Here is a 21,294-nt window from a genome sequence, read left to right on the forward strand (position 1 = left end):
ACAACCAGCACAAAAGACCCAGACAAACAAAAACGCCCCCAGCCTTTCGACCGGGGGCGTTTTCATTCAGCCTGAGCTAACTCAGTTCTTGGCTTTCTTGGCTGCGCGGGTACGCTCGCCTTCGTCCAGGATCTTCTTGCGCAGACGGATCGACTTAGGCGTCACTTCGCACAGCTCGTCGTCCTGGATGAATTCCAGGGCCTGCTCGAGGGTGTGGCGAACTGGTGGTACCAGGGCGATGACTTCGTCTTTGCCCGAAGCACGCATGTTGTCGAGCTTCTTGCCTTTGGTCGGGTTCACGCCCAGGTCGTTGTCACGGCTGTTCAGGCCGATGATCTGACCGTTGTAGATCTCCTGGCCGTGTTCAACGAACAGCTTGCCGCGAGCCTGCAGGGTTTCCAGCGAGTAGGTCAGTGCCTTGCCGGTCTCGACCGAAACCAGTACGCCGTTGAGGCGGCCGGACATCTGGCCCGACTTCATGGTGTCGTAGCGATCGAAGATCGAGGTCAGGATGCCTGCACCGTTGGTCAGGGTCAGGAACTGGTTACGGAAACCGATCAGACCACGGGCTGGAATGTTGTACTCCAGACGAACACGGCCCTTGCCATCCGGAACCATGTTGGTCAGGTCGCCTTTACGCAGACCCATCTCTTCCATGACCTTGCCCTGGGATTCTTCAGGGATGTCGATGGTGACGTTCTCGAACGGCTCCTGCTTCACGCCGTCGACTTCGCGGATGATCACTTCAGGACGGCCCACGGCCATTTCGAAGCCTTCACGACGCATGGTTTCGATCAGCACCGACAGGTGCAGCTCACCACGGCCCGAAACCTTGAACTTGTCAGGGGAGTCGGTCTCCTGAACGCGCAGGGCAACGTTGTACAGCAGCTCCTTGTCCAGACGGTCCTTGATGTTACGGCTGGTGACGAACTTGCCTTCTTTACCGCAGAACGGCGAGTCGTTGACCTGGAAGGTCATCGAAACGGTCGGCTCGTCAACGGTCAGCGGCTTCATCGCTTCTACCGCATCCGGGGCGCACAGGGTGTCGGAGATGAACAGCTCATCGAAACCGCTGATGCAGACGATATCGCCAGCCTGGGCTTCTTCGACGTCAACGCGGTGCAGACCGTGGTGACCCATCAGCTTCAGGATACGACCGTTACGCTTCTTGCCGTTGGTGTCGATGGCGACAACCGGAGTGTTCGGCTTGACGCGGCCACGGGCGATGCGGCCAACACCGATAACGCCGAGGAAGCTGTTGTAGTCCAGTGCGGAGATCTGCATCTGGAACGGGCCGTCGCGGTCAACAGACGGTGCAGGTACGTTGTCGATGATCGACTGGTACAGCGGGGTCATGTCTTCGGCCATGGCAGTATGGTCCAGGCCGGCAATGCCGTTCAGGGCCGAGGCGTAGACCACTTTGAAGTCCAGCTGTTCGTCGGTGGCACCGAGGTTGTCGAACAGGTCGAAGATCTGGTCCAGAACCCAGTCAGGACGTGCGCCCGGACGGTCAACCTTGTTGATCACGACGATTGGCTTCAGGCCGGCTTCGAAAGCCTTCTTGGTCACGAAGCGGGTTTGCGGCATCGGGCCGTCCTGGGCGTCGACCAGCAGCAGCACGGAGTCGACCATCGACATTACACGCTCAACCTCGCCACCGAAGTCGGCGTGGCCGGGGGTGTCGACGATGTTGATGTGGTAGCCGTTCCAGTTGATGGCGGTGTTTTTCGCCAGAATGGTAATACCGCGCTCTTTTTCCTGGTCGTTGGAGTCCATGACGCGCTCGTCATTGAGCTCGTTACGCTCCAGAGTGCCGGACTGACGCAGGAGTTTGTCGACCAGAGTGGTTTTACCATGGTCAACGTGGGCGATGATGGCGATGTTACGCAGATTTTCGATCACAAGTGTATCTCGATCAGAGGATTTGGTTGCCGCCCAGTGTAGGCGGCCAATATGTACTGTTTGAGGCTCAGCGGGCCCGGCGGTCGGGAGGGCGATGGCGGATACTGCCGCCATACAGCCCCGGCGTCTTATGTCGGACGATAAACACGCACATTGGCATGTCCCTCACTGAGCAGGTGGTGTGCGTGCAAACGGCTCATCACACCCTTGTCGCAATACAGCAAGTACTGGCGCGTGGGGTCCAGGTGCTTGAACTTGCTGTTGATGGCGTAGAACGGCATGGCCTGGACTTCGATGCCTTCCAGCACCAGAGGTTCGTCTTCCTGGGCATCGGGGTGGCGAATGTCGATGACGATCTGGCCTGGCAGCGCCTCGGCCACTTCCTCGATTTCGATGTCCTTGCCCAGCTCATCGATCACATGGTCGATGGAAATGAACTTGGCGCGCTCGAGCGCGCGCTCCAGCACGGCCATGTCGAACTGCTTTTCTTCGTGCTCCATGCGGTGACGCTTGGCATGGGTGGTCGGGTTTACCGAGATCACGCCGCAATATTCCGGCATGTGCTTGGCAAAGTCCGCGGTGCCGATTTCGGTGGCCTGGTCGATGATGTCCTGCTTGTGGCTGGCCAGCAGCGGGCGCAGCACCAGCTTGTCGGTGGCCGAGTCGATGATCGACAGGTTCGGCAGGGTCTGGCTGGACACCTGGGAAATCGCTTCGCCGGTCACCAGCGCGTCGATCTGCAGGCGGTCGGCCATATGGGCGGCGCCGCGCAGCATCATGCGCTTGAGGGTCACGCCCATGTAGCTGTTGTCGACCTTGTTGAGGATCTCACCAACCACTTCTTCGAACGGCACGCTGATAAACAGTACGCGCTGGCTGCTGCCGTACTTTTTCCACAGGTAGTGGGCCACTTCCATTACGCCCAGCTCGTGAGCACGGCCGCCGAGGTTGAAGAAGCAGAAGTGGGTCATCAGGCCGCGGCGCATCATCTGGTACGCCGCAACGGTGGAGTCGAAACCACCGGACATCAGCACCAGGGTCTGCTCCAGAGCGCCCAGCGGATAACCGCCGATGCCGTTGTGCTGGTTGTGGATCACGTACAGGCGCTGGTCGCGGATTTCGATGCGCACCAGCACTTCAGGCTTTTTCAGCTCGATCCCGGCGGCGCCACACTGCTGGCGCAGCTGGCTGCCGACGTAACGGTCGACGTCCATCGAGGTGAAGTCATGGTGGCCACCGCGCTTGCAGCGCACGGCGAAGTGCTTGCCGGCCAGCAGGTGGCCGAAGTGGTGCTTGCACTTGGCGACGATGTCGTCGAAGTCACCCAGCGGGTATTCCTCTACCTGCAGGAAGTGGGTGATACCCGGGGTGCAGGTGAGGCGTTCGATCATCTCGCGCTGGACTTTTTCGTCTTCGACGCGGGTGACCACCTCGAGATTGTCCCAGACACCATCGACCGCGAGCTCAGGGTCGAGATCCTTGAGCACGTTGCGGATGTTCTTGCCAAGCTGGCGGATGAAGCGCTTGCGCACCGGCCGGCTTTTAATGGTGATTTCTGGGAAGACTTTGACGATAAGTTTCATTGGTTAACAGCGCGCGCAGGGCCTGCCGAAAATGAGGGGCGCGAATTATATCGGAAATTGCTCAGGATTTGACCAACTTTTGATCAGAAGCTTTGAGATAAATGCAGAGGCCAGGTTTTGCAGTGCCTGTTCCGGCCCTTTCGCGGGTAAACCCGCCCGTAGGAGCGGGTTTACCCGCGAAGAGGCCCTAGAAGCTGGCACACCACTCACGCAGCGCACCCAATTGGTGCGAGACGATCAAAAAACGCATCGTAAGGGTGCATTTTTACCCGCCAACCCAACGCCAAATGCCCGCAAACGCCCCCTTTTATCCCACCCTCGCCATTTTCGGGCACTGGCATGCAATTTGCTCCCTTGTGAGGCAGGTAAGCTTGGCCGACTATCCGCGCCCGGCAACACCCTTTTTCCAGGGCAGCGGCCCACCGCGCTCTAGACCATCCGGAGGACAACATGTCGAAGTCGGTTCAACTCATCAAAGATCATGACGTCAAGTGGATTGATCTGCGTTTCACGGACACCAAAGGCATTCAACACCACGTGACCATGCCGTCGCGTGATGCGCTGGACGAAGACTTCTTCGAAGTCGGCAAGATGTTCGACGGTTCCTCCATCGCTGGCTGGAAAGGCATCGAAGCTTCCGACATGATCCTGATGCCGGTCGACGAAACCGCCGTTCTGGACCCGTTCACCGAAGAACCAACCCTGATCATCACCTGCGACATCGTCGACCCGTCGAGCATGCAAGGCTACGATCGCGACCCACGCGCCATCGCCAAGCGCGCTGAAGAGTACCTGAAGAGCACCGGCATCGGTGACACCGTATTCGCCGGCCCAGAGCCTGAGTTCTTCATCTTCGACGAAGTGAAGTTCCACTCGGACATCTCCGGTTCGATGTTCAAGATCTTCTCCGAGCAGGGCTCGTGGATGACCGGCGCTGACGTGGAAGGCGGCAACAAAGGCCACCGCCCGGGCGTGAAAGGCGGCTACTTCCCGGTTCCGCCGTTCGACCACGACCACGAAATCCGTACTGCCATGTGCAACGCCCTGGAAGAAATGGGCCAGACCGTTGAAGTTCACCACCACGAAGTGGCGACTGCCGGCCAGAACGAAATCGGCGTCAAGTTCAACACCCTGGTGAAGAAGGCTGACGAAGTACAGGCGCTGAAATACGTCGTGCACAACGTTGCCGACGCTTACGGCCGTACCGCCACCTTCATGCCGAAGCCACTGTACGGCGACAACGGCTCGGGCATGCACGTGCATATGTCGATCTGGAAAGACGGCAAGAACACCTTCTCGGGTGAAGGCTATGCCGGCCTGTCCGACACCGCCCTGTACTTCATCGGCGGTATCATCAAGCACGGTAAGGCCCTGAACGGCTTCACCAACCCGTCGACCAACTCGTACAAGCGTCTGGTTCCAGGCTTCGAAGCCCCGGTAATGCTGGCGTACTCGGCTCGCAACCGTTCCGCCTCGATCCGTATTCCTTACGTTGGCAGCCCGAAAGCCCGCCGTATCGAAGCACGCTTCCCGGACCCATCGGCCAACCCGTACCTGGCGTTCGCGGCCCTGCTGATGGCTGGCCTGGACGGCATCCAGAACAAGATCCACCCAGGCGACGCGGCCGACAAGAACCTGTACGACCTGCCGCCAGAAGAAGCCAAGAACATCCCGCAAGTGTGCGGCAGCCTGAAAGAAGCTCTGGAAGAGCTGGATAAAGGCCGTGCGTTCCTGACCAAGGGCGGCGTGTTCTCCGACGACTTCATCGATGCCTTCATCGAGCTGAAGAGCGAAGAAGAAATCAAGGTCCGTACCTTCGTACACCCGCTGGAATACGAGCTGTACTACAGCTGCTGATCTGATTGGCGCCTCGCGCCGATGACATGATCACAACGGCCTCCCTTGGGAGGCCGTTTTTGTTTCTGCGCACCTTGCAGCAGCACCACTGATTCGCCTGCCACGCTATGCTCTATCTTGGTGCACTAATTCACGGCATGCCCTCAATTGCTCCCCAATCTGGTTCAGGTTAAACGTTTCACCAGGACTTTCTGATCCGAATTTGCGCAGATTCAGGCCTTTATCGGTAAATCCCGCTTCTTTTCGGAGCTTTGGTTTGTTTCTTGCATTTTCTTATCCAGAGTCTCGCATCAGTGGATCCACCCCGCGTCCGGCCCTGACCAAAGCAGTGCCAGGCAAGCGCCAAACGAGGTCAACGACGCCTTATGACCATCAGCGATGCACAGCACCGTCTGCTTCTGGACAACCTGACCACCGCCACGTTGCTGCTCAACGCCGAGCTGCGCCTGGAGTACATGAACCCGGCCGCAGAAATGCTGCTGGCCGTCAGTGGCCAGCGCAGCCACGGCCAGTTCATCAGCGAGCTGTTCACCGAATCGACCGAGGCGCTCAGTTCGCTGCGCCAGGCGGTCGAGCAGGCGCACCCGTTCACCAAGCGTGAAGCGCAGCTTACATCGCTGACCGGGCAGACCATCACCGTCGACTACGCGGTAACGCCGATACTGCATCAAGGCCAGACCCTGCTGTTGCTTGAGGTGCACCCGCGGGACCGTCTGCTGCGCATCACCAAGGAAGAGGCCCAACTGAGCAAGCAGGAAACCACCAAGATGCTGGTGCGCGGCCTGGCCCACGAAATCAAGAACCCCCTTGGCGGCATCCGCGGAGCGGCCCAGCTACTGGCCCGCGAACTGCCCGAGGAAGGGCTGCGCGACTACACCAATGTGATCATCGAAGAGGCCGACCGCTTGCGTAACCTGGTCGACCGCATGCTCGGCTCGAACAAGCTGCCGTCGCTGGCCATGACCAATATTCACGAAGTGCTGGAGCGGGTGTGCAGCCTGGTCGATGCCGAAAGCCAAGGGTGCATCACTTTGGTGCGCGATTACGACCCAAGCCTGCCGGACGTGCTGATCGACCGAGAACAGATGATTCAGGCCGTACTCAACATCGTGCGTAACGCCATGCAGGCGATCAGCTCGCAGAATGAGCTGCGCCTGGGTCGCATCACCTTGCGCAGCCGTGCCCTGCGCCAGTTCACCATCGGCCACGTGCGTCACCGCCTGGTAGCGCGGGTAGAAATCATCGACAACGGCCCGGGCATCCCGCCGGAACTGCAGGACACCCTCTTCTATCCCATGGTCAGTGGCCGCCCGGACGGTACCGGGCTGGGCCTGGCCATTACCCAGAACATCATCAGCCAGCACCAGGGCCTGATCGAGTGTGAAAGCCACGCTGGCCATACCGCCTTCTCGATTTACCTGCCTCTGGAACAAGGAGCCACCGCCTCATGAGCCGAAGTGAAACCGTATGGATCGTCGACGATGATCGCTCCATCCGCTGGGTCCTGGAAAAAGCCCTGCAACAGGAAGGCATGACCACCCAGAGCTTCGACAGCGCAGACGGTGTCATGGGACGCCTGGCACGCCAGCAACCCGACGTGATCATTTCCGACATTCGCATGCCTGGCACCAGCGGCCTCGACCTGCTGGCGCAGATCCGCGAGCAACACCCGCGCCTGCCGGTCATCATCATGACCGCCCACTCCGACCTGGACAGCGCCGTGGCCTCGTACCAAGGCGGTGCCTTCGAGTACCTGCCCAAGCCATTCGACGTCGACGAAGCGGTATCGCTGGTCAAGCGCGCCAACCAGCACGCCCAGGAGCAGCAAGGCCTGGATGTGCCACAGAACCTGGCGCGCACCCCGGAAATCATTGGTGAAGCCCCGGCGATGCAGGAGGTGTTCCGCGCCATCGGCCGCCTCAGCCACTCCAACATCACCGTGCTGATCAATGGCGAGTCCGGCACCGGCAAAGAACTGGTAGCCCACGCCCTGCACCGGCACAGCCCGCGCGCAGCATCGCCGTTCATTGCCCTGAACATGGCCGCCATCCCCAAGGACTTGATGGAGTCGGAGCTGTTCGGCCATGAGAAAGGCGCCTTCACAGGTGCTGCCAACTTGCGTCGGGGCCGTTTCGAGCAGGCCGATGGTGGCACGCTGTTCCTCGACGAAATCGGGGACATGCCTGCCGACACCCAGACCCGCCTGCTGCGTGTGCTGGCCGATGGCGAGTTCTACCGCGTGGGCGGCCATGTGCCGGTCAAGGTCGACGTGCGCATCATCGCCGCCACCCACCAGAACCTGGAGTCACTGGTGCAGGCCGGTAAGTTCCGTGAAGACTTGTTCCACCGCCTGAACGTGATCCGTATCCATATTCCGCGCTTGGCCGACCGCCGCGAAGATATCCCCGCCCTCGCCCGCCACTTCCTTGCCCGGGCCGCCCAGGAGCTGGCAGTCGAGCCGAAAATCCTCAAGCCGGAGACTGAAGAGTTCATCCGCAACCTGCCATGGCCGGGCAATGTGCGGCAGATGGAGAACACCTGCCGCTGGATCACCGTGATGGCCTCCAGCCGCGAAGTGCTGATCGGCGACCTGCCACCCGAACTGCTGAACCTGCCACAAGACGCCGCGCCGGTAACCAACTGGGAGCAGGCCCTGCGCCAGTGGGCCGACCAGGCATTGGCGCGCGGGCAGACCAGCCTGCTGGACAGTGCAGTGCCGAGCTTTGAACGGATCATGATCGAAACGGCACTCAAGCACACCGCCGGCCGCCGTCGCGATGCCGCGCTGTTGCTGGGTTGGGGGCGCAATACCCTGACGCGCAAGATCAAGGAGCTGGGGATGAATGTGGCCGGGGGGGATGATGAGGAAGGTGATGACCACTGAGCTCTGAATTAGCGTTTTAGATTGCTGGGGCTGCTTTGCAGCCCATCGCGACACAAGGCCGCTCCCACAGGATCACCTCTGCCCCCCTTGGCTGATGCGATCCTGTGGGAGCGGCCTTGTGTCGCGATGGGGCGCAAAGCGGCCCCAGTCATTTCAGCCTTCTGAATGCACCGTTCCTGTGCCGGCTGCACCTCTCGAAGGCACAAATCCCCTCAAAATCCGGCCAAATCACCCGCAAAGCCCAGTATTCACGGCCTTTGCAAAACTGGCACGCCCCCTGCAATAAGCAATACATCTCCAGTTTCGGGGGCCCTGGTACAGGCAGGCCGGGTGAACCCCTCTTTTATTTGCAGCACCGCCGCTTTTGGGGACCTCGGTACAGGCAGGCCGGGTATCCCCCCTTTATACGCAGTACCCCTTTTGGGGACCCTGGTACAGGCAGGCCGGGACATCCCCCCTTTATACGCAGCACCCCTTTTGGGGACCCTGGTACAGGCAGGCCGGGATATCCCCTCTTTTATTCGTGCAGTTTCACTTGCACCCGCCAGCGCCCAGCGTCCTCTGCACCGGCCCATTCGCCGTGCAGGGGGCGCGCGGCCACCACCGTCAACAACAAACCTTCCTTGCTGTGCTGTACCCGCCAGCTCACCGGCTTGCCCTGCAGGCTGAGCTGCCCTTGCTGAGCCTTGCCCTGGGCCTGAAACAGCAACGCCACCGTCCCTTCCACGTTCTCGCCATGCAGCTTGGGCTCTTCGTTGAACCACAGCTCCAGGCCATCCTGCGTCGCTTGCACCTGCTGCAGCTCACGCTCGTCCGGCGTAGTCAGGCGACCAATCATCAGCCCTACCATCAAGCCAACGATCGCCAATGACAGCATCACCCGTGGGAAGGCCTTCGAACGCACGTCCGGTTCAGGGGTAGAATGCCCGTCATCTTCACGTTTGGAGCCGTGCATGTTTCACGTCATCCTTTTTCAACCAGAAATTCCGCCGAATACCGGCAACATCATTCGTCTATGCGCCAACAGCGGCTGTGCCCTGCACCTGATCGAACCCATCAGCTTCGAACTGGATGACAAGCGCCTGCGCCGCGCAGGGCTGGACTACCACGAGTATGCCACGCTCAAGCGCCACGAGAGCCTGGCCGGATGCCTGGAAAGCCTTGGCAACCCACGGTTGTTCGCCTTTACCACCAAAGGCTCGCACCCGTTCCACGAAGTGGCCTTCCAGCCGGGCGACGCCTTCCTGTTCGGGCCAGAGAGCCGCGGGTTGCCGGCCGAGGTGCTGGATAGCCTGCCGGCCGAGCATCGCCTGCGCCTACCGATGCGGCCAGGGTGCCGTAGCCTGAACCTGTCCAATACCGTGGCGGTGACGGTGTATGAGGCGTGGCGGCAGAACGGGTTTGCCGGGAGCTGATGTGTTGCCTGTGCGGGCCTCTTCGCGGGTAAACCCGCTCCTACGCAGGCCGAGAGAACGGCGCAATCCCCTGTAGGAGCGGGTTTACCCGCGAAAAGGCCCACACAGGTAACAAAAAAGCGCCCCGAGAGGCGCTTTCTGGATACCGGCAGTAATTACTGCACAGTCGGCGCTTCACCCGCTTCCTGCATACGCTGCATTTCTTGCGCGTACAGGGCGTCGAAGTTGACCGGCGACAGCATCAGCGCCGGGAACGAACCGCGGGTCACCAGGCTGTCCAGGGCCTCACGGGCATAAGGGAAAAGGATGTTCGGGCAGAACGCACCCAGGGTGTGGCTCATCGAAGCCGCATCGAGGTTGGCGATCAGGAAGATACCGGCCTGCTGCACTTCAGCAATGAAGGCCACTTCGTCACCGTTCTTGACGGTAACCGACAGGGTCAGCACGACCTCGTGGAAGTCGCCTTCCAGGGATTTCTGCTTGGTGTTCAGGTCCAGGGCAACGCTCGGTTCCCAGGTCTGACGGAAGATCTGCGGGCTTTTCGGGGCCTCGAACGACAGGTCGCGCACATAGATGCGCTGCAGGGAGAACTGAGGGCTGTTGTCTTCTGCAGCAGCGCCGTTGGTCTGTTGGTCAGTCATGTCAGATCCTTATCCTAATGTTTTTGAATGCAGTGCAAATCAGGCCGCCAGCAACGCGTCGAGCTTGCCCGCGCGCTCCAGGGCATAGAGGTCATCGCATCCACCGACATGGGTACTGCCGATCCAGATCTGCGGCACCGACGTACGGCCGGCTTTCTGACTCATCTCGGCGCGAACCTGCGGCTTGCCGTCGACCTTGATTTCCTCGAAGGCCACGCCCTTGCTCTCGAGCAGGTACTTGGCGCGCATGCAGTAGGGGCAGTAGTCGCTGGAGTAGACGATGACAGGCTTCATATCACTTCACCAGGGGCAGGTTATCGGCTTTCCAGCTGGAAACGCCACCGCTCAGTTTGGCGGCGTTGTAACCAGCTTTGAGCAGCTCGCGGCAAATGGTGCCGGACTGCTGGCCCATCGCGTCGACGACGATCAAGGTCTTTTCTTTATGCTTGTCCAGCTCGGTCATGCGGTTGACCAGCTTGTCCTGCGGGATGTTCACCGCGCCGACGATGTGACCGGCGGAGTATTCCTTGGCCGGGCGAATATCGATCACCAGGGCCTTCTCGGCATTGACCAGGGCTGTCAGTTGGCCATTAGTCAGGCTCTGGCCACCACGACGGATTTCATTGACGAGCAGCAGGACCAGCAGAATGAGGAAGATCGCAACCAGGATGTAGTGATCTGTCGCGAATTGAATCAGGTGAGCAACCATCAGCGGTGTTCCAGGCGATTGAAAATGCCGGCCAGTATACACAGCCCCTTGGTGCCACCAAAGCCCGACGGGCCGGCCACAAAACCACCTTCATGTTGCTACCACAGGTGCGCCGGTCGGTGGAATGGGACGAATATTAGCCGCAGGTGGCGTATTTGCCCTAAAATGCGTGTCTTTATCATCTTTGAACAACCGTGAGTTTGATTGATGACGAGCACGCCCAAACCCCTGGTCCTGATTATCCTGGATGGCTTCGGCCATAGCGATATCCCCGAACACAACGCCATCTTTGCCGCCAATAAACCGGTCTATGACCGCCTGTGCGCCACCCAGCCGCACGGCCTCATTTCCGGCTCGGGCATGGATGTCGGCCTGCCGGACGGGCAAATGGGCAACTCGGAAGTCGGTCATATGAACCTCGGCGCAGGTCGCGTCGTCTATCAGGACTTCACGCGGGTGACCAAGGCCATCCGCGACGGCGAGTTCTTCGAAAACCCGGTACTGACCGGTGCTGTGGACAAGGCAGTCGGTGCTGGCAAGGCCGTGCACATCCTCGGCCTGCTGTCCGATGGTGGCGTACACAGCCACCAGGACCACTTGGTGGCCATGGCCGAACTGGCCGCCCAGCGTGGCGCTGAAAAGATCTACCTGCACGCCTTCCTCGATGGCCGGGACACCCCGCCACGCAGCGCACAGTCGTCCATCGAACTGCTCGACGCCACCTTCGCCAAACTGGGCAAGGGCCGCATTGCCAGCCTGATCGGCCGCTACTACGCCATGGACCGCGACAATCGCTGGGACCGCGTCAGCGCCGCCTACAACCTCATCGTCGACAGCGCTGCCGAGTACACCGCTGACACGGCCCTGGCAGGCCTTGAAGCGGCTTACGCCCGCGACGAAAGCGACGAGTTCGTCAAGGCCACGCGCATTGGCGAAGCCGTCAAGGTCGAAGATGGCGATGCCGTGATTTTCATGAACTTCCGCGCCGACCGCGCTCGCGAACTGTCGCGTGCATTCGTAGAGCCAGACTTTACGGAATTCGCCCGTGCGCGCCTGCCGAAGATGGCGGCGTACATCGGCCTGACCCAGTATTCGGCGAAGATTCCGGCACCGGCAGCCTTTGCCCCGTCCAGCCTGAACAACGTTCTGGGCGAATACCTGGCGAAAAACGGCAAGACCCAGCTGCGCATCGCCGAAACCGAGAAATACGCCCACGTCACCTTCTTCTTCTCGGGTGGCCGTGAAGAGCCGTTCGAAGGCGAAGAACGCATCCTGATCCCGTCGCCGAAGGTCGCCACCTATGACCTGCAACCGGAAATGAGCGCACCAGAGGTGACCGATCGCATCGTCGAAGCCATCGAACAGCAGCGCTTCGACGTCATCGTGGTCAACTACGCCAACGGCGACATGGTCGGCCACACCGGCGTGTTCGAGGCGGCGGTCAAGGCCGTCGAAGCACTGGATACCTGTGTAGGGCGCATTGTCGATGCACTGGAGAAGGTCGGCGGCGAGGCCCTGATCACCGCTGACCACGGCAACGTCGAGCAGATGGAAGACGAGTGCACCGGCCAGGCGCACACCGCGCACACGACCGAGCCGGTACCGTTCATCTATGTGGGCAAGCGCAACGTGAAAGTGCGCGAGGGCGGCGTGCTGGCAGACGTGGCGCCAACCATGCTGAAGCTGCTGGGGCTGGAAAAGCCGGTGGAAATGACCGGTACCTCGATTCTGGTCGACGCCTGAATGTCGAAAGGGGCTGCGTTGCAGCCCCAATTGCACATGAATTCCAGACAAACGCCCCCCTGCATCCGCAGCGAGGCGTTTTTTTTGCCTGCCCAGGCGGGCATACTAGGCCAGTCTCCATCCTTGGTACGCCAAACCCCATGCTTCGCGCCCTGATCCTCCTAGCCCTGTCTTGCCTGCTCAGCCCGGCCTTCGCCGATGAGCGTGCGCAGACCCAGCAGCAACTGGACGCCACCCGCCAGGACATTGCCGAGCTCAAGAAAACGCTGAGCAAGCTCCAGGAAGAAAAGGCCGGTGTGCAAAAAGACCTCAAAGCCACCGAAACCGACATCGGCAACCTCGAAAAGCAGGTGGAGGCCCTGCAGCAAGAACTAAAAAAGACTGAAGGCGAGCTGGAGCGCCTTGATACCGAGAAAAAAAAACTCCAGAGCGCCCGCGTTGAACAACAACGACTGATCGCCATTCAGGCCCGTTCGGCCTACCAGAACAACGGTCGCGAGGAATACCTCAAGCTGCTGCTCAACCAGCAGAACCCCGAGAAATTCGCCCGCACCCTCACCTATTACGACTACCTGAGCAAGGCGCGCCTGGAGCAATTGCGCACCTTCAACGAGACCTTGCGCCAACTGGCCAACGTCGAACAGGAAATTTCCAGCCAGCAACAACAACTGCTGGCCCAGCGCACCGACCTCGACAGCCGCCGCCAGGCCCTGGAAACCGAGCGCGCCAAGCGCCAGCAGGTACTGGCAAAGCTCAACAGCGATGTGAAGGACCGCGATCAGAAGCTGCAAGCGCGCGAACAGGACCAGGCCGACCTGGCCAAAGTCCTGAAGACCATCGAGGAAACCCTCGCCCGCCAGGCCCGTGAAGCTGAAGAGGCACGCAAGAAGGCCCTGCTGGCGCAGCAGGAAGCAGAAAAACGCCGCCAGCAGGAAGCGCTGGCCGCCGCCGCTGCCCGCGACCGGGCCCGTGAACCTGCAGAGCCAGTGGAACCGCCGAAAAAGGCCCGCACCACCCTCGGGCCGATGGTTTCCAGCGATGGCGCGAACTACGGCGGCGCATTTTCTGCTGCGCGGGGCAAACTTCCATGGCCAGTCAATGGTCGATTGCTGGCACGCTTCGGTGATGCCCGCGGTAGCGACGCCCGTGCCAAATGGGACGGGGTTATGATCAGCGCCAACCCAGGCACTCAGGTACGTGCCGTGCACGGCGGGCGTGTGGTATTCGCGGACTGGTTGCGCGGCGCCGGGCTTCTGGTCATTCTCGACCATGGCAACGGTTACCTGAGCCTGTACGGCCACAACCAGAGCCTGCTCAAGAATGCCGGTGATATCGTCAAGGCCGGTGAGGCCATTTCCACCGTTGGCGACAGCGGTGGCCAGGACGCGGCAGGCTTGTATTTCGCTATCCGCCAGCAGGGCCGGCCTACCGACCCTTCGCAGTGGTGCCGGGGCTAGGCTCTGTACGAAACGTCTTGAGACGCAGGTCAGGCGAGGCTGTTTTCAACGCAGCATGAACAAGTATCAAGGCTTTTCGTACAAAGCCTAGTCACATTTCTACGGCGCAGCCTGAGTGCTGCGCCGATGCTCCCCAGGGAGCGCTTACAGGATCAGGAGTTCGTTCGACATGCTGCACTCGCCTCGTCTCACCCAGCTGGCCCTGTCCATCGCCCTGGCGGTCGGCGCGCCCCTGGCCACCGCCGCAGAGCCGGCCAAGGCCGCTGCAGTGCCAGCCACCGAGGTGACCGCCAAGGCGCCACTGCCGCTGGAAGAACTGCGCACCTTCGCCGAGGTCCTGGACCGCATCAAGGCCGCCTACGTCGAACCGGTAGACGACAAGACCCTGCTGGAAAACGCCATCAAGGGCATGCTCAGCAACCTTGACCCGCATTCGGCCTACCTTGGCCCCGAGGACTTCCAGGAGCTGCAGGAAAGCACCAGCGGCGAGTTCGGCGGGCTGGGTATTGAAGTAGGCCAGGAAGACGGCTTCATCAAGGTGGTTTCGCCAATCGACGACACCCCAGCCTCGCGGGCCGGCGTGCAGGCTGGTGACTTGATCGTCAAGATCAACGGCGCCCCGACCCGCGGCCAGACCATGACCGAGGCGGTCGACAAGATGCGCGGCAAGGTCGGCGAAAAAATCACCCTGACCTTGGTGCGCGACGGCGGCACCCCGTTCGACGTGAACCTGACCCGTGCAGTCATTCAGGTCAAGAGCGTGAAGAGTCAGCTGCTGGAGAACGATTACGGCTACATCCGTATCACCCAGTTCCAGGTCAAGACCGGTGACGAAGTGGGCAAGGCCCTGGCCAAGCTGCGCAAGGACAACGGCAAGAAACTGCGCGGGGTGGTGCTGGACCTGCGCAACAACCCAGGCGGCGTGTTGCAGTCGGCAGTGGAAGTGGCCGACCACTTCCTGACCAAAGGTCTGATCGTCTACACCAAGGGCCGCATCGCCAACTCCGAGCTGCGTTTCTCGGCCGACCCGGCCGATGCCAGCGCAGGCGTGCCGCTGGTGGTACTGATCAACGGTGGCAGTGCATCGGCATCGGAAATTGTCGCCGGCGCCCTGCAGGACCAGAAGCGCGCCGTGCTGATGGGCACCGACAGCTTCGGCAAAGGCTCGGTGCAGACCGTGCTGCCACTGGCCAACGACCGCGCCCTGAAGCTCACCACTGCGCTGTACTACACCCCCAACGGCCGCTCGATCCAGGCGCAGGGCATCGTCCCGGACATCGAGGTGCGTCCGGCCAAGCTCACCGCCGAAGCCGACACCGACAACTTCAAGGAAGCCGACCTGCAGGGCCACCTGGGCAACGGCAACGGCGGCGCCGACCGCCCGACCGGCAGCAGCAAGCGCAAGGAGCGACCGCAGGATGACGACTTCCAGCTGAGCCAGGCACTGAGCCTGCTCAAGGGCCTGAACATCACCAAGGGCGACTGATCCACCCTATGCGTTATCTGCTGTGTCTGTTGTTTTGCCTGATGGCCGGAATCGCGCAAGCCGCGCCGGCCAACAAGGCCTACATGAGCATCATCATCGACGACCTGGGCCAGAGCCCCGAGCGTGACAGCCGTACCCTGGCCCTGCCTGGGCCGGTGACCATGGCGATCATGCCCGACACCCCGCATGCCACCGACTTTGCCCGCCAGGCGCACAAGGCCGGCAAGACGGTGATCCTGCACATGCCCATGGATCCGGCCACCGGGCCCTATGCCTGGCACCCGGGCATCGCCATCGAAGAACTGGCGCGGCGCCTGGACGCAGCATTGGTCAAGGTGCCCTACGCCGCCGGCATCAACAACCACATGGGCAGCCGCATGACCGCACAGCGTGAACCCATGGCGTGGTTGATGGGCGAGCTGCAGCGGCGCCATCTGTTCTTTGTCGACAGCCGCACCAGTGCCGCCACGGTCGCCGCAGCCGAGGCTCAAGCACATGATGTCGCGCATGTGTCACGGGATGTATTTCTGGATGACGTGCGCACGCCGGAAGCCATCGACGCTCAGCTGCAACAGGGTATTGCACTGGCCCGCAAGCAAGGCTCGGCCGTACTGATCGGCCACCCCTACCCGCAGACGCTAGCGGTGCTGGAAAGTCAAATTCCACGGCTCAAGCAATTGGGGATCGAACTGGTCACGCTGCAACAGATGATCGCCACACGTGGCAACCAGGCCATGCCTGCACACGGCAAGCATGGCCGTTACAGCAACCGCTAACATTCGCTGATCGCGGCGCTGTGCCACCCGGGCGAATGTTCAGAGGTTGAACGGAATGACATCCTTGGCCTGTGCGTAGGTCAGGTTACCCCGATAAATGCTCAGTACCTGCCCCTCGCTCGCCGCCTTCATTTGCTCGCGATACCCCATCTTGCGCTGGCTCCACAGCTTGAGATGGCCTTTGCCAAACGCCGTCGGCGCCGCCTGCGAGTCGGCAAAATGGAAATGCGCGGCCCACAAGGGTTTACCTCGACCCTCACCGGGAGCACGCAACAGGCTGATCCGGTACTCGTCCAGATAGCCATCGGAAACCACCTGCCTAGGCCCGACATATTCCACGGCCAGCAGCCCCTGTTGATGGAGAAAATTGAGCCCTCTGGAACCTGGATAGCGCGTCTTGCTGTAAAGCGCTACCAAACAGTCGCGGCGGGCCTGACGCAACTGAATCAGCGCATCGTCCATGCCCGCCAGCAGCGTGTGCTCTGCGTTGGCATCGCTGAGCTGTTCACGCAGCTCGGCCACTTCGTTGATCTGGCCGTCCAGCATCGACATCAGGCCCATGTCGTCAGCATCCTTGGCAACCAGGGCTCTGGCTTGAGCGATGACATTTTCGTTCTGTGCCAGCATGGCCTCGGCCAGCTCCCGGTTGTTCCTTTCGGACTCCGGCGTAGAAGTCCGCGACTGCTGTTCCGGTTCGCCCGCAGCTACCTCTTCAACCCAGGTGTTTCCCTGCTTCTGGAAACGATGCAGCGCGCTCTTGTTGAAAGCCGCTACAACTTGCAGCACAGCCTGCCCGTCGACCACCGCTTCGCTGCCAATGACAATCTGACCAGCCCGCGTATGGGCCACCTGCAGGCTCTTTCGTGAATAGACCGCACGACGTGTGCCACGGACCTGCCCGTCCGCCTGCTCGCGCATGGCCTCGACCAACGCCTCACCGGCTATGGTTTTCAGTTCCACCATCTGTTGCTTGTAGGCCTCAAGGCGCTGGACATCGATGAGCTTGCTGCCGAGTGTCTTGATCCGTTCGGCGTTGAGAATCGCCGCGAGGTATTCGTCCCACGCACTTTGCAGCACCTCGATTCGTTCGGCGACAGGCAAGTCACAGAACATCAGCAGATGATGCGTTTGTGCGGCCACCCGCAGACGCTGACTGGCGAGCGCATGGCGGAAGATCATGTAGTGCTGGGTAGGCGTGCCTTTGTGCCACTGCAGGGCCAGCTCGACCAGGCCCATGGCCTGGAAAAACCGGATGTTGATCGTGGTCGTCTTGCGGCTCGCGATAATGCTCGAGACGGTCAGCGTGGTATTGATGTAAGGCACTTGCATGTCGATATCGGTGATGGCCAACAGGCGATCCAGCTGGCTGGAGACATTGATGATCCTGGGCTGCTCTTCAAGCAACTTCTCCAGCATCGTCCGGAACCTGGCATACAACTCGGCCTGTTTCTCTGGCGGTGCGTCATTGAGCGCATTGGTGAGTTGGTCGTATTCCCTGAACCCACCCAAGGCCAGGAGCTCATCGATGAAGAACATGCCAAAGCTGATCAGGTTCTTGCGGACCTGGCCCAAGAGTATCCGTTGATCTCTCACGCTGCCGACGTGCGTCGAGGCGCTCGACTTGTCAAGCACGTAGGTAATGTTGCGTTCGGCCTCGAGATAACCAAGGAACAATCTCTCGTTCAAGGGCAGGCGCTGGTTGCGCAGCGTATTCGTCTGCTCTTGCAACTGCTGGAACTTGAGCTTGAACAACGCGGTAGCCTGCTCGAATTGCGCACGTTCGCCTGGGTCGGTGGGTGGCGCCTTTTGCAACCGATCCTCGACTTTTCTTACCGGATCACGCAAACCGACAATCTGCTCGCTCAACGCGTTGAAATCCTTCGTGGCAGCCTCCGCGGTCAAGATAAGCCGCTCTATCTCGGCCTGAGCCTTGGCGATCGGCCCGCCAAGCTTCTTGCGCAGTCGCTCGCGGGCCAACTCGCCGGAGCGATCATTGCCACCGTACAAGCGCGAATTATTGAGGTGCCAGACATCGCCGTCGCGCATCAGGTAGGGCCCAACCGTGCCGTCCGGACCGATGATGCGAAACGCTGCGTTATCAAGGCTGACTCGGTAGACATTACCGTCCAGAGACACATAGAAATCATCCCCAATCCGCACCAGCCCCGCAGCCACGCCCTGCTTCTGCGGTTCACGCCCCTCCAGCGAAACGCTGGCCGCCAACGCCCGCATTTGGTCGCGCTGGGCACTCGACAGGCCGTTGAGCCCCCCAGCCCCACGCCAGGAAAAGTCGAGGTGGGTGTTGGCCATCGCCTGCAGGCTGTCGACCGAGACGCTGGGCTCCCGCGTCGCGGTGGAAAGGTTCGCCAGCTCGATCCCATCGCCTGCAGCTGGCCCCTGGAGCAGCGATGGCGGCAGTTCGCCAGAGACGGGCGGGGCTGCCAGTTTCGGCGTCTGCAGGTGTATCAGCGCCAGCAAGGTGTTGTTCAGCACATCGACCATCGCCTGGATGCGCTCGTCGAAATGTGAACTGGCCAGGCCATGCACATCGTTGATCAGGCTGCGCATGCCGATATAGAGCCAGGCAACCGAGGTGAGCGGCCCCGGTAACACCGGAAACACAACATTCAGCAGCTCCCAGGAAAATGCCGTGACCAGTCGCCAACGCACCTCGCTGTTGCTCATGGCGCTGCGATCCGCCAGCTCCAGCAACATCCGGCCCTTGGCTTCGAACATCTGCCGATCCACGTCCCGCGCCCAGAATTGCAGCGCCAACTGAACAGGCTGCGGTTTCTCCGGGAGGGTGTAAGGGTCGAGCAGCCATTGGGGCAGGTGCGGCTCCCGGAAGCCGCCATTATCGTAGACCGCGCGCTGAGCTTGCTCGATCCACAGCAGCACGCTGTCCTGCAGCGCCCCCGGGCGGCTGATCGCATCCAACAGTGCCTGAGCGCTGCCGAACTGAATCAGCGCCTTTTCGGTGTACAGCGGGCAGTACAACAGATAAACACCCAACTCGATGAGTTCGATCACGTAGAAACCATGCGCCACGTCGACCCTCTCTGATGTCGGCGAGCGTTTGAACGCAAGCGGTGCAATCCGCACAGCGGCTGCACCTTCTTGGCCGCTACGGCAGAATTCTGCCAGGGCGCCGTAGGCGAACTTGTCGAGCCGTTTGACGGCACGCGCCCGCGCAGCATCGAACATCAGGGTGATACGCCAGCGTATGGCAAATGCCGAGATGTGTTCGGCCCGGCTCGCCGAGCGATCGAGCATCGACTGTACATGACGTGGATAACTGCCGCCGATGTCGACTCGCTGCACCAGCTCACGGACGTAATCAATGGTCATCCACTTCATGATCAGCTGGTTTTCCCGGTGCGCGATGTGTGTCACCACCCCTCCTGCGGTGGCATCCAGGCGGCCGATCGCCAGCTGTGTCAGGGTCAATTTTTTTTCACCGGTCTTCTGGCCGAAGCCCAGCCCGTGACCGTCACTGACAAAGCTCTCGACAGTGAGGATAAGGTCATCAGGAAAGTAATTGGCGTCTACCGGGTGGTCATGCAGCATCTCCTCGCGCAGGCGCGTCGCCGCATAGGTGTGCAAGTCCGGCAGACCGTCCTCAATGCCCTGGGCTGGAGTGTGCTGTTGCAGTAGCGACAAGTCGAGCATGGCTTGTAGGTAGGCGGTCTGGCTATCCGTATCGGCTCGCGACAGGCCCTTGGGGAGCGCCAAGCCCAGCCCACCGGAGCCATAGTCACTGAACTCGGCAAAAAAGGACGCGGGGTCGCAGGCCACATGGCAGTAATGCTCCAGTTGGTCGACGCTGTCGATCGCACTCCAGCGCAGGCGGGCCACGCGCTCGAGCAAGATTTCCAGTAACAAGGCGCTGTACAGGGCGAAAGCGTCGCCCTCCACAGTCAGGCCTTGCCAGCTCAACTCATCAAACCGGTAACGGCCCGCCATCTGCATGTGCAACGCCGCGCCGAACGCAGCCTGGGCGTCGAAACTGCGGACCAGGCCTTCGGGAGAACACCAGAGTGTCAGTTCGCGAACTTCACTGGAGGCGGTGATCAGCAAACCGGGCAACAGCTCATGGAAAGTGTCTTCGCCCTCACGTAACGCTACCCGCACCAGCTGCACATCGAGCCCGGTACGGTTGCCCATCATCAGGTCACGCAGCAGCTTGCGTTGTTCGTCGTCCAGCGCTTCGTCCTTCAGGCCGTCGATCAGGTTGGCGCGCAACAACTGCTGCAACCACAGGTCCCGGTCGATCGTGGCGTCGCCGTTCCAATAGTCGATCTGCGCTTGCTGGAAGTGCCAAAGCAGCATCGGCAGCAACGCGTTGAGGCCATTGGTCAGGCGCGCGGGTTCGATCAAATCGCCCTCAGCAGTTTCGAAGCTCGACTCGATGGCGAAAAAGCGCCGGGGCGGGTTCAGGCTAAGGCGGTAGTCACCCGCTGGGATGAGGTCCAGTGGTTTGGCCTCAAGCAGGGCCTGCAGCACCACATCCACCAGCGGCTGAGGGTGCCAGACACCATCCGGCTGCTGGGACATCAGGTACAGCGGTGCAGCCGAGGTCATTTCAGGGCGATGCACGCCAACCAGAGGATAGTGCTCCAGGATCACCTTCATGATCTGTTCACCTGCGACCTGCCGGAATGTAGGGCGGCTGGCGAACTGGGCGGCGACTGCGTGTTTGAGGTTGTGCGCGTGAGTGGCGGGCATGACCAGGACTCGTTGTGGAATGAACCACAAAGCGTCCTGGAGATGTTATCGAATGAGGTGCTACATATTGCTGCTGGCAAGCCGCGACACCTGGCAGTGCGGCGGCCTGCCGGGAA

General features: G+C 60.9%; 15 protein-coding genes. 8 read left to right on the forward strand and 7 right to left on the reverse strand.

The features are described 5' to 3' along the window. Window positions 1–81 precede the first annotated feature (81 nt). Together typA and thiI are read right to left on the reverse strand one after the other, a co-directional pair. Complete coding sequence (typA, locus tag ACF8Q6_RS03035; RefSeq protein WP_003249222.1) at window positions 82–1,902, reverse strand: translational GTPase TypA; 1,821 nt, start codon at window positions 1,900–1,902, stop codon at window positions 82–84. A 128-nt stretch (window positions 1,903–2,030) separates the two neighbouring features. Next, window positions 2,031–3,485 carry a tRNA uracil 4-sulfurtransferase ThiI gene (gene thiI, locus ACF8Q6_RS03040; protein ID WP_003249221.1) on the reverse strand — a complete coding sequence of 485 codons (1,455 nt, stop codon included), beginning with the start codon at window positions 3,483–3,485 and terminating at the stop codon, window positions 2,031–2,033. Between the two features lie 450 nt (window positions 3,486–3,935). Here thiI and glnA point away from each other — a divergent pair, with 450 nt between their 5' ends. The 3 genes from glnA (at window position 3,936) to ntrC (ending at window position 8,226) form a co-directional block, all read left to right on the forward strand. Then, the gene (gene glnA, locus ACF8Q6_RS03045; RefSeq protein WP_003249219.1) at window positions 3,936–5,342 is read left to right on the forward strand and encodes a type I glutamate--ammonia ligase; all 1,407 of its coding nucleotides are present in this window, start codon (window positions 3,936–3,938) and stop codon (window positions 5,340–5,342) included. 365 nt (window positions 5,343–5,707) lie between these two features. Next, on the forward strand, window positions 5,708–6,793 hold the full coding sequence (gene glnL / locus ACF8Q6_RS03050; RefSeq protein WP_003249215.1) for a nitrogen regulation protein NR(II): 1,086 nt from the start codon (window positions 5,708–5,710) through the stop codon (window positions 6,791–6,793). Next, window positions 6,790–8,226, forward strand: coding sequence for a nitrogen regulation protein NR(I) (gene ntrC, locus ACF8Q6_RS03055; RefSeq protein ID WP_003249213.1), 1,437 nt, complete (start codon window positions 6,790–6,792; stop codon window positions 8,224–8,226). Before glnL ends, ntrC begins: the two co-directional genes overlap by 4 nt. Window positions 8,227–8,743: 517 nt before the next feature. Here ntrC and ACF8Q6_RS03060 read toward each other — a convergent pair. Beyond that, window positions 8,744–9,181 (reverse strand): hypothetical protein, encoded by a 438-nt coding sequence (locus ACF8Q6_RS03060; RefSeq protein WP_003249211.1) that lies wholly within the window; start codon window positions 9,179–9,181, stop codon window positions 8,744–8,746. Between ACF8Q6_RS03060 and trmL the strand changes: the two genes are divergently transcribed. Next, window positions 9,180–9,641, forward strand: coding sequence for a tRNA (uridine(34)/cytosine(34)/5-carboxymethylaminomethyluridine(34)-2'-O)-methyltransferase TrmL (trmL, locus tag ACF8Q6_RS03065; RefSeq protein ID WP_003249209.1), 462 nt, complete (start codon window positions 9,180–9,182; stop codon window positions 9,639–9,641). The genes ACF8Q6_RS03060 and trmL overlap by 2 nt on opposite strands. 155 nt (window positions 9,642–9,796) lie before the next feature. Here trmL and secB read toward each other — a convergent pair whose 3' ends face one another. The 3 genes from secB to ACF8Q6_RS03080 are packed head-to-tail and all read right to left on the reverse strand — an operon-like array spanning window position 9,797 to window position 10,991. Further along, window positions 9,797–10,282 (reverse strand): protein-export chaperone SecB, encoded by a 486-nt coding sequence (gene secB / locus ACF8Q6_RS03070; RefSeq protein ID WP_014592692.1) that lies wholly within the window; start codon window positions 10,280–10,282, stop codon window positions 9,797–9,799. A gap of 39 nt (window positions 10,283–10,321) precedes the next feature. Beyond that, the gene (gene grxC, locus ACF8Q6_RS03075; RefSeq protein WP_003249204.1) at window positions 10,322–10,576 is read right to left on the reverse strand and encodes a glutaredoxin 3; all 255 of its coding nucleotides are present in this window, start codon (window positions 10,574–10,576) and stop codon (window positions 10,322–10,324) included. Window position 10,577: 1 nt separating this feature from the next. Continuing rightward, the gene (locus tag ACF8Q6_RS03080; protein WP_392490604.1) at window positions 10,578–10,991 is read right to left on the reverse strand and encodes a rhodanese-like domain-containing protein; all 414 of its coding nucleotides are present in this window, start codon (window positions 10,989–10,991) and stop codon (window positions 10,578–10,580) included. Window positions 10,992–11,198: 207 nt separating this feature from the next. Here ACF8Q6_RS03080 and gpmI point away from each other — a divergent pair, with 207 nt between their 5' ends. The 4 genes from gpmI (at window position 11,199) to ACF8Q6_RS03100 (ending at window position 16,453) form a co-directional block, all read left to right on the forward strand. Beyond that, a complete protein-coding gene (gpmI, locus tag ACF8Q6_RS03085) occupies window positions 11,199–12,734 on the forward strand; it encodes a 2,3-bisphosphoglycerate-independent phosphoglycerate mutase (protein WP_135199209.1) in 1,536 nt (511 codons plus the stop codon). A gap of 140 nt (window positions 12,735–12,874) precedes the next feature. After that, window positions 12,875–14,191 (forward strand): murein hydrolase activator EnvC, encoded by a 1,317-nt coding sequence (locus tag ACF8Q6_RS03090; protein ID WP_014592693.1) that lies wholly within the window; start codon window positions 12,875–12,877, stop codon window positions 14,189–14,191. A 169-nt stretch (window positions 14,192–14,360) separates the two neighbouring features. Further along, window positions 14,361–15,677, forward strand: coding sequence for a S41 family peptidase (locus ACF8Q6_RS03095; protein ID WP_392493148.1), 1,317 nt, complete (start codon window positions 14,361–14,363; stop codon window positions 15,675–15,677). A gap of 8 nt (window positions 15,678–15,685) precedes the next feature. Then, complete coding sequence (locus ACF8Q6_RS03100; RefSeq protein WP_003249191.1) at window positions 15,686–16,453, forward strand: divergent polysaccharide deacetylase family protein; 768 nt, start codon at window positions 15,686–15,688, stop codon at window positions 16,451–16,453. Window positions 16,454–16,492: 39 nt separating this feature from the next. Here ACF8Q6_RS03100 and ACF8Q6_RS03105 read toward each other — a convergent pair whose 3' ends face one another. After that, entirely contained in the window at window positions 16,493–21,178 is a 4,686-nt protein-coding gene (locus ACF8Q6_RS03105) for a dermonecrotic toxin domain-containing protein (protein ID WP_392498276.1), read from the reverse strand. Window positions 21,179–21,294 lie beyond the last annotated feature (116 nt).

Origin of the sequence: Pseudomonas sp. GLN_2, from assembly GCF_043106005.1 — a bacterium.
Lineage (GTDB): Bacteria > Pseudomonadota > Gammaproteobacteria > Pseudomonadales > Pseudomonadaceae > Aquipseudomonas > Aquipseudomonas alloputida.

Coding starts and splice junctions, on each gene's coding strand:
- thiI (WP_003249221.1), bottom strand. CDS start 3,485: ATGAAACTTATCGTCAAAGTCTTCCCAGAAATCACCATTAAAAGCCGG.
- glnA (WP_003249219.1), top strand. CDS start 3,936: ATGTCGAAGTCGGTTCAACTCATCAAAGATCATGACGTCAAGTGGATT.
- glnL (WP_003249215.1), top strand. CDS start 5,708: ATGACCATCAGCGATGCACAGCACCGTCTGCTTCTGGACAACCTGACC.
- ntrC (WP_003249213.1), top strand. CDS start 6,790: ATGAGCCGAAGTGAAACCGTATGGATCGTCGACGATGATCGCTCCATC.
- trmL (WP_003249209.1), top strand. CDS start 9,180: ATGTTTCACGTCATCCTTTTTCAACCAGAAATTCCGCCGAATACCGGC.
- ACF8Q6_RS03060 (WP_003249211.1), bottom strand. CDS start 9,181: ATGCACGGCTCCAAACGTGAAGATGACGGGCATTCTACCCCTGAACCG.
- secB (WP_014592692.1), bottom strand. CDS start 10,282: ATGACTGACCAACAGACCAACGGCGCTGCTGCAGAAGACAACAGCCCT.
- grxC (WP_003249204.1), bottom strand. CDS start 10,576: ATGAAGCCTGTCATCGTCTACTCCAGCGACTACTGCCCCTACTGCATG.
- ACF8Q6_RS03080 (WP_392490604.1), bottom strand. CDS start 10,991: ATGGTTGCTCACCTGATTCAATTCGCGACAGATCACTACATCCTGGTT.
- gpmI (WP_135199209.1), top strand. CDS start 11,199: ATGACGAGCACGCCCAAACCCCTGGTCCTGATTATCCTGGATGGCTTC.
- ACF8Q6_RS03090 (WP_014592693.1), top strand. CDS start 12,875: ATGCTTCGCGCCCTGATCCTCCTAGCCCTGTCTTGCCTGCTCAGCCCG.
- ACF8Q6_RS03095 (WP_392493148.1), top strand. CDS start 14,361: ATGCTGCACTCGCCTCGTCTCACCCAGCTGGCCCTGTCCATCGCCCTG.
- ACF8Q6_RS03100 (WP_003249191.1), top strand. CDS start 15,686: ATGCGTTATCTGCTGTGTCTGTTGTTTTGCCTGATGGCCGGAATCGCG.
- ACF8Q6_RS03105 (WP_392498276.1), bottom strand. CDS start 21,178: ATGCCCGCCACTCACGCGCACAACCTCAAACACGCAGTCGCCGCCCAG.